Source organism: Kribbella sp. (genome assembly GCF_035687465.1).
Lineage (GTDB): Bacteria > Actinomycetota > Actinomycetes > Propionibacteriales > Kribbellaceae > Kribbella.
The window spans coordinates 1-8,550 of sequence record NZ_DASRXP010000758.1; the positions used below are offsets into that span (position 1 = coordinate 1).

8 protein-coding genes are annotated in these 8,550 nt (G+C 67.7%); all 8 read right to left on the minus strand.

Translation table 11 applies throughout. The features are described 5' to 3' along the window. The coding region (locus tag VFG33_RS40920; RefSeq protein WP_325058435.1) for a Rossmann-like domain-containing protein at positions 1-770 on the minus strand (770 nt) is incomplete at its 3' end. Next, positions 767-1,525: a phytanoyl-CoA dioxygenase family protein gene (locus VFG33_RS40925; RefSeq protein ID WP_414673023.1), complete on the minus strand. Its 759-nt coding sequence runs from the start codon at positions 1,523-1,525 to the stop codon at positions 767-769. The genes VFG33_RS40920 and VFG33_RS40925, both read right to left, overlap by 4 nt. Positions 1,526-1,534: 9 nt before the next feature. Continuing rightward, positions 1,535-2,587 (minus strand): pyridoxal-phosphate dependent enzyme, encoded by a 1,053-nt coding sequence (locus VFG33_RS40930; RefSeq protein ID WP_325058437.1) that lies wholly within the window; start codon positions 2,585-2,587, stop codon positions 1,535-1,537. Next, on the minus strand, positions 2,584-4,209 hold the full coding sequence (locus tag VFG33_RS40935; protein ID WP_325058438.1) for an ABC transporter ATP-binding protein: 1,626 nt from the start codon (positions 4,207-4,209) through the stop codon (positions 2,584-2,586). The genes VFG33_RS40930 and VFG33_RS40935 overlap by 4 nt, the downstream gene beginning before the upstream one ends. After that, complete coding sequence (locus VFG33_RS40940) at positions 4,206-5,009, minus strand: ABC transporter permease (RefSeq protein ID WP_325058439.1); 804 nt, start codon at positions 5,007-5,009, stop codon at positions 4,206-4,208. The genes VFG33_RS40935 and VFG33_RS40940 overlap by 4 nt, the downstream gene beginning before the upstream one ends. Then, positions 5,006-5,944, minus strand: coding sequence for an ABC transporter permease (locus tag VFG33_RS40945; RefSeq protein WP_325058440.1), 939 nt, complete (start codon positions 5,942-5,944; stop codon positions 5,006-5,008). Before VFG33_RS40945 ends, VFG33_RS40940 begins: the two co-directional genes overlap by 4 nt. Next, on the minus strand, positions 5,945-7,471 hold the full coding sequence (locus VFG33_RS40950) for an ABC transporter substrate-binding protein (RefSeq protein ID WP_325058441.1): 1,527 nt from the start codon (positions 7,469-7,471) through the stop codon (positions 5,945-5,947). Between the two features lie 192 nt (positions 7,472-7,663). Next, positions 7,664-8,515 carry a fructosamine kinase family protein gene (locus VFG33_RS40955; protein WP_325058442.1) on the minus strand — a complete coding sequence of 284 codons (852 nt, stop codon included), beginning with the start codon at positions 8,513-8,515 and terminating at the stop codon, positions 7,664-7,666. Between the last annotated feature and the right edge of the window lie 35 nt (positions 8,516-8,550).

An 8,550-nucleotide genomic window follows, 5' to 3' on the forward strand; every position in this document is an offset into this window, starting at 1 on the left:
CGGGAGCTGAACTGGGAAAAGGGAAACGGCTCGGCGGACAGGGCGGTGACACCGGCCCCGAGGAAGGCGCGAACCACCGCACTTCCGGTCTGAGCATAGACCGCCAGCGGCTTGTGTTGCTCACGGCAACGACCAAGGAGAACGTCGAAACTCCCGTTGCTCAAGGTCATTCCGGTCGCCACGACGGCGTCGGCGGCATCGATAACCTCCGTCATGTCGCGGGAAACCGGGAGTCCGGAAGCCGTCTCGCGGAGGTTGAAGTCGCACGGCAGACAGATTCCGCCGCGCTCGGTGATCGCGTCCACCAACGGGTTCACCACGCCGATCAACGCGACCTTCGTGCCCTCACGGACGTCCAGCAGTCCGGCGACCGCGGCATCACGTGCTCTCGCGCGAACATCCGGAGTACCGGCTGGAAGGACTACTTCCTCAGCTCGCGGGTCGACATGGTGGGGCTGGACGGAGGCCAGGTAGGCGTCGAGGGCGGCGATCCGGACCGGCAGCGGGGCATCGGCGATCACGCTGTCGAGCGACAAGCCCGACGTCTGCTCGCAGATGGTTGGGTCGAGGTCGCCGGCCTCGAAGGAGCAGGCGCCGAAGACTTCGCCGACCCGCAGCAACACGTAGTAGTTGCGATAGGTGACGTCGGCTCCCGGGAGCCGCGTGGTGTGGTGCAACCAGAAGGCACTGGTCACGGACAGTTCGGCAGGTGCCGGTCCGAGTTCTCCGGCGAGAGCGGAGGAGGTGAGCGAAGCCACGGAAGCGGTCATGGCAGATCGGCCAGCCTTTCGGGGTCGTAGGTCAGGGCGGACAACTCGGGACGACCTGCAGGCTGGAAGCAGTACAGCAACGACCGGCGATCGGACGCGGTCCGGTTTGGCGCGGACCGGTGCACCATCAGACCGGGGAACATCAGCACGGACCCGGCCGGCGCCACGACCGTCACCGCCTCGGCCGCGTCGACGGAGCGTGGATCGACCAGCAGACCGGTGGGATCGAGCGGATCCCGCGGCGCCGGACCCCGCCGATGGCTGCCCGGGATCAGCGTCATCGCGCCGTTCCGTACGGTGTTGTCGTCCAGCATCACGATCGCCGTCGCGATCTCGTACGCCGCGTCGCCGGCGCAGCCGTACCAGTACGGGAAATCCTGGTGCCAGGCGAACTCCGAGCCGACCCCGGCCCGCTTGAAGTTCAGCTTCGACACGAACGGCGACGGTTCGGGTGTGCCCAGGATCGAGCTCATCGGCGTGGTCAGCCGGGAGTCCGTCCACAGCGCGTCCAGGGCCGGGTCCAACTGCGCGACCGGCGCCAGACTCCGCACCGCCTTGCTGGGCGCATCCGGTTCCCAGTGGATCGTCGTACCGTCGATCTGCTCCAGCCGGTGCCCGTCGGGCCAGACAGTCACCGTGGTCCCGCCTGACTCCGCCGCCGAGACGACCGTGGCATGCACTCGCTCGGCCACGTCCCGCAGCCGTTCGACTTCCGTTGCCGTGAACAACTCCGGCAGCAGCACATACCCCGTCACGCTCATACATTAATGCGACGGGGTCGCAGATGGGAACTCGTGGCGCTCCGCCCAGGCCGACTCCCGCCGGTCCCAGGACATCGCCGACCACGGCACCGCCAGCTCGTCCAGCGACTCGATCTCGCGCGGTTGCATGCTGGCCATCGGCCGCGCCTCGGCATGACGGGCAAAAGCCGACTCGACATACCGGGTGCCGGTGTCCGCCGCGAGGAAGACGTGCTTGCGACTGCTGTCGCAGTTGTGCTCCCACAGGGCGGACAGGTACGCCGCGCCAGCCGAGAGCCCGGCGAACACCCCAGAGGTGCGGAGCAGGTCCACGGCAGCAGACATCGCGTACTCGAACGAGATCCAGTGCAGCCGGTCGTACAGCTCGTGCCGGACATTGCGGAACTCGATCGAGCTGCCGATCCCCGCGATGATCATCTCCGGGTCCTGGGTGTGCCCGGCGCCGAAGGTGATGCTGCCGAACGGCTGCACGCCGACCAGGTTCACATCCCGCCCGCGATCCCGCAGGAACTCAGCGATCGCCCCGGTGGAGGCACCCGTGCCGACTCCCCCGACGAGACACAGCGGCCCAGTGGGGACGAGTTCGTCCACCAGATCCGCGACCGCGCGGTACCCGAGGTAGTGGATGTCGTCGTGATACTGCCGCATCCAGTGGTACGTCGGGTTGTCGCGCAGGATCTCCGCGATCCGGCGGACCCGGAGGTTCTGGTCGAGCTGCAGGTTGTTCGACGACGGCACCTGCTCGATGGTCGCGCCGAGAATCTCCAGCTGGATCTTCAGGGTGCGATCCACTGTGGTCGAGCCGACGATGTGGCACTTCATCCCGTACCGGTGGCAGGCCAGCGCGAGCGCGTGCGCATAGATCCCGCTGGAACTGTCGATCAGGGTGTCGCCGGGCTTCACCGCGCCGCTGTCCAGCAGATGCCGGACGGCACCCAGCGCGGAGTACACCTTCATCGTCTCGAACCGCAGGCAGATCAGGTCATCGCCGATCCGGATCGGGTCCGGATCCTTGATCGCCTCCGCCAGATGATCGTGCAGTCGGGAAGGCTTCATCTCTGCGGTTCGCTCCTCGTGTCGGCACAACTGGTCAGCACGGGCGGAGGTTCTTCTGGTTCGTGCCCGACCCGGGCGGCCCTCACCAGCCGCTGGGTCACTTCGATGCACGGTTCGTTCATCACGGTGGCCGGTGGGCCCTGCTCGACCACGCGGCCGGCGTCGAGCACCAGCACGTGGTCGGAGACGGCGGCGACGAGGCCCAGGTCGTGGCTGATCCACACCAGCGCGGTTCCCTGAGCCGTCAGCTCGGTCAGTAGGTCGATCACGAGCCCGGTGCCGTGCTCGTCGAGTGCGGTGGTGATCTCGTCACACACCAGTACGTCGGGTCGTGCGAGCAGCGCTCTCGCCAGGGCAGCCCGCTGGAGTTCTCCGCCGGACAAGCGGCTCGGCGGTCTCGACGCGATCATCGCGGAGACACCGAGCCGGGCGAGTGTGGATACCGCCTCGGCCCGGGCTGTCTGACGATCCAGGCCGCGCAGGCGTTGCGCAGTACGGGCTACTTGTTCGTCCACGGGTAGGCGTTCGTCGAAGGAGCCGCGGACCTCCTGCCAGACGTACTGGACTCTGCGGTTCTGCTCGGGTGTGCGCTTCCGTAGTACTGGGAGGTCCTGGCCCGCGAGGGTGATCCGGCCGGTGTAGCGCTCGTGCAGGCCCGCCAGGCAGCGGGCGAGCGTGGTCTTGCCGCTGCCGGACCGGCCGACGATGCCGAGGCAGCCACCGGGCACCACGGCGAGATCGACCTCCCGCAGGATCGGGTCACGGCCGCGGGGACGCAGCGACGCGGACAGGTTCATTGCCTGGAGCAACGGTTCGGCGAGCGCCGGGGTTCCCTTTGCACCGGTGGGTCGCGGTGCCGTTGGCAGAATCTCCGGGCCACCGGACTCAATCGCCCGTCCTGCCGCCAGTACTACGACGTGCTGGGCCAGGGCGCGAACCAGGTCAAGATCATGACTGAGCAACAAGATCCCAAGCCCTTGCTCAGCCAGTTCCTCCAACTCAGACACCAACTGCAGGCGGGTGATGGAGTCCAGCCCGGTACTTGGCTCATCCAGCACCAACACTCGCGGCCGGCAAACCAACGCCTGCGCCAACGCAACCCGCTGCCGCTGCCCACCCGAAAACTGATGCGGAAACCGCCGCAAAGTCGGGCGATCATCCGGCAACTGCGCACCCCGCAACGCCTCGGCGACGATGGTCCCGACCACCCCGCCTGCCCCCCGAAGCCCGCTCGCGTTGCCCGCCTCCCCGGCCGCGCGGGTCGCGCCGGCGTGGAGTTTTGCTAGCTCGTGGAGGCTGGTGCCTATTCGGCGGGCTGGGTTGAGGGCGCTGCCTGGGTGTTGTGGCATGTAGGCGACTACCCGGCCGCGGACCGCTGCGGCCGCTGCCGTCGGACCGTTGCTGTTGACAACAACATCGCCGTCGACCTCTACCTGACCGCTCAAGCTGACACCGTCGCCGTGCTCGCCCAGCAGCGCCAGTGCTGACGTTGTCTTGCCAGAGCCGGATGCGCCGACCAGGGCGGTCACCTGTCCTGGCCAGACCTCGAAATTCACCCCGTCGATCAGGATGGATTCCCCGGCGCGCGCGGCGAGACCGCTCACCCTGACGATCGGCTTCATCGGTCCACCTCGACCAGGCGGCGGGTGCGATGTACCAGGCGGTCGGCCAGCAGGTTGAAGCCGAGGGTGAACGCAACCAGCATCAGCGCGGGCGCCAACACTGCCCAGGGCTGCAGCAGCAGACCTTCCCGGTTTCGGGAGACGCTGACCGCCCAGTCCGGCGCGGTCGGACTCAACCCGAGCCCGAGGAAGTTCACCGACGCGACAAGGAAGACCGCCAGCGTGATCCGGGTCCCCACGTCGGCCGCCACCGGACCCAGTACTGCGCGACCGACATAGCCCAGGTGGATCCCCACCCAGCTCTCCCGTTGCATCCGCAACGCCTCGACAACCGGCCCACTCGCCGCCTCCAACGCCGCCGCCCGCACCAATCGCGCCACGGTCGGAACGTTGACCATGGCAACGGCCAACGTGATCGCCAGCGGCGAGGCGCGCCAGCCGACCGCGACCACGCTGATCACCAGCAACGAGGGCAACGGCAGGAGCACGTCCAGCGGCCGGATCAACAGCTCGTCGATCCATCGATGCCGGGTGGACGCCGCGACCAGGCCGATCACACCGCCCAGGAGATAGGCGATCGCAACCGCACCGAGGGCCATGCCGAGTGCAGTTCTGCCGCCGACCAACAAGAGTTCGAGCACGTCGCGGCCGAGACCGTCAGTGCCCAGGGGATGACCGGAGCCGCTCTCGTATGGCAGGCCCGGCCGACTGTCGAGGTTGAGCAGAGGGCCGAAAAGCGCCACCAGCAAAGGAATCAGGACGAGCGCAGCTGACACGACAAGCGGAGTACGGGCTCTCATCGCAGGAGCTCCGTCCGTGGGACCAGACGGTTGCAGACCAGGTCGGCGCCGAGGTTGATCAGGAGGGCCGCGACCGCCAGTACGAGAGTGAGGCCCTGGACGACCGGCACGTCACGAGTCTCGACACCATCCACCAACGCGGTCGCGAAGCCGGGGATCGCGAAGATCGCCTCGACCACGAGAACCCCACCGAGCAAGGTGTCCCCGGTCCGCGCCAACTCCTGGACCCCTGGCACCGCCGCGTTCGGCAGGACATGCCTGAGCAGCAAGCGTCTGCGCGGGACGCCGAGGCGACGAGCCTGCACCACATAGTCCGCGTGGAGCGCGTTGATCGTGCCCGCCCGGACCTGCCGCGAGAGCAGACAGACCGTCCGCCCAAGCAGCACTGCAACCGGCAGCACCAACAAGGCAGGACTGGCCAGGAGCGAGCCGCCCACCCAGGTCGCCGGCAACCAGCCGAGCTTCAGGGAGAACAGCGCGACCAGGACCACCGCGATGACGAAGTCGGGAATCGCGCTCAGCCCCAGGGTGATCGAGGTGAGCGTGCGGTCCAGCCGTCCGTTCTCCCGCGTGCCCATCAAGATGCCCAGGGCAACGGCCAGCGGGATCACCACAGCCAGGGTGGCAAGAGTGAGCACCAGGGTCGCCCCGACGGACGCCTTGACGATGTCGAGAACCGGCCCGCCGCTGATCAGCGACGTACCGAGGTCGCCGCTCAGCACGTTCCCGAACCAGTGGGTGAAGCGTTCGAACGCGGGCTCGTCGAGACCGAGTTGCTCCCGCAGCCGCGCGACCTGGTCGGGCGTCAGCGTCTCGGTGAACCGCATGTCCGCGGCATCACCAGGCAGCAACGCCGTCAGTACGAACACCAGGACGGACAGGGCTGCCAGCTGGAGAATCGCCAATGCAGCCCGCTGGGCGGCATACGACCGCATTCAGGCCAGCCACACCTTGTCGAAGCGGGCCGAGTCCAGGGTGTTCGGCGGAACCGCCTCGACCCCCTGGACCTTCGACGACACCGCGACGAGGAAGTCAGGATGCCCCCAGGCCAGGATTCCGCCGTCATCCCGCAGCGTCTTCTGCAGTTCCCCGTACTTCGCCGCCCGGGCAGCCTCGTCCGTCAGCACCTGCGCGGACGCGAACGCGGCATCGAACGCGGGTCGCCGCCAGTGCGTCACGTTGAACGGCGACTTCGAGAGCAACCGATCGGTGATGTACTGCGGGATCGGCATCGCGCCGGACCGGTGACTCCCGATCGCCCCCTTCGTGAGCAGGTCCTTCGCATAGGTCTGCGCACTGCCGGTGGTCACCTTCAGCTTCAGCCCGGCCTCGCCCGCCTGCTCCGCGAACAAGGTGGCCGCCTCGACGAATCCGGCCGTGGCGTCCGAGGTGAAGATCTCGACCTCCTTGTTGCGCACGCCGGCCTTCTTCAGCAGGGTTCTGGCCTCCTCCACGTTGCGCTCTCGCTGCGGCAGCTCGGCGTAGTACTGGAATCCCTTGCCGAACAGGTCGTTGCCGACGATCCCGCGACCGGCGAGCACCACGTCCACCAGCCGCTGCCGATCCGCCAGCAGCTTGAACGCGAGCCGTACGTCGGGATTGTCGAACGGCGGCTGATCCACCTTCATCACAAAGGCCTGGGTGGTACTGCCCTTCGCTGCGACGATCTTGACCGTCTTGCCGGCCTCGGCGGTCCGGGCGAAGGTCGCAGTCATCTCGTTCGCGTACTCCGCCTGGCCGCCCTGCAGCGCGTTGGCCCGGGCCTCCGCGTCGGCGGAGAGGATCTGGAGCTCCTCGATCCGCGCCGCGCCGTCCCAGTAGTCGTCGTACCGGCTGGCCACCATCGACCGACCGGCCTCGAACGACACGAACTTGAAGGCGCCTGTACCGATCGGCTTCGTCGGGTCCTTGAAGCCGTCGCGGACGATCTGCGTGCCGATTCCGGCCAAGAGCGCGGGGAACTCGGCATTGGGAGCGGACAGCGTCAGCTCGACCGTTCGCTGATCGATCGCTTTGCAGCGGCGAATGTCGAGCGATGCCAGCGAGGACTGGGCGACCCGCTCGGGAGCGGTCGGGTCGGCGATCCGGGCCAGGCTGTAGAGCACGTCCTCGGCGGACAGCTTCTGGCCGTCGTGGAAGGTCGCGTCCCGCAACGTGAACCGCCAGGTCGCGGCCTGCGCGTCCGGCTCCCACTTCTCGGCGAGCCGGGGCACCGGCTTCAGGTCCGGCCCGAGCTCGACCAGCTTCTCGAACATCGCCTTGTGCCGCGCGATGTCGACGAACAAGCTCTGCTCATGGGGGTCGAGGACCTCTTTGGCGCCACCGCCGGCGAACACCGCACGAAGCCGGCCACCCTGCTTCGGCTGCGCGGCCGTCTCGTCAGCGCCGCAACCGGCCAGGGCACCGATGGCCAGGGCGCCGGTCAGGCCTAGAAATCCTCGTCTGTTCAGAGCTTCGGACATCCGCATTTCCTTCACGGTGAGGGGGCTCCGACGAGGAGTGGTCGCCGGTGGAATCCTGCCGTTAATGAAAATAGTTGTCAAATTCAGCGCGCATCTGAACGGACTGCTCTCATTCTTTCCGTCAACGCGCCCGCACGGCCGTCCGTAACGGCGTGTCACCGACTACTACCCCCGAGTGCAGGGAGTAGCGGCTCAGGAGAACCGCTTCAGGACGCCACGGATCCGCGCGACAGAGTCCCCGGTCGGACCGAAATGAGCGACGACGCTGAGCAGTTCGCGAAGATTCAGCAACTGCAGGCGATCGCGCCAGCCCGGCTCGGGAGGCCGGATCTCGTGGTAGGCGGCGAAGAAGCTCTCGGGGATACCGCCGGTGCAGTAGGCCATGCTCAGATCGACTTCGGCCCAGGTCCAGCTCACCGCCGGATCGATGAACACCGGCTCGCCGTCGGGGGTGGCGATGACGTTCGACTTCCAGAGGTCGCCGTGCGTGAGAACCGCCGGCGCCGCGGGAAGCAGGTCGCCGAGGCGGTCGCAGAGTCGCTCCAGGCCCGCGAGGTCGGCGGCATCGAGCGCTTGGCGGGTCTTCGGCTCCCGGAGGTACCGCAGGATCCGGCGGGTCGCGAAGAACCGATGCCCGTCGTCGTCCCAGCCGTTCTCCTGCGGAAGCCGGCCAAGCCAGCCGTCACTCTCCCAGCCGAATCTGGGCGAGGTCCTGCCGTGCAGTCCGGCCACAGCCCGGCCAGCCGCTTCCCAGAACTCAGCGGTGTCCGAGGTGCTGGAGTTCAGTGCCTCGAGCGTCAACGATCTCGCGCCGACAGCAATCACAGTCGGCGTCCGCAGACCAGCGCCGCGCAGTACCTCCAAGCCGGCGGCTTCCACGGCGAAAAGCCCGTCCGGCGCACTGCTCGAGGACTTCACGACCACGACTTCGCCGTCAGCCAGCGTCACCCGCCAGGTGCTGTTGGCGAACCCCCCGACCAACTGCTCCACCGATCGCACCGAGACGCCAGGCGGCCCGAGCTCATCACTCCACTCGTCATCCATCGAGTGCCGACCCTAGAACAACAACACCTTCCGGG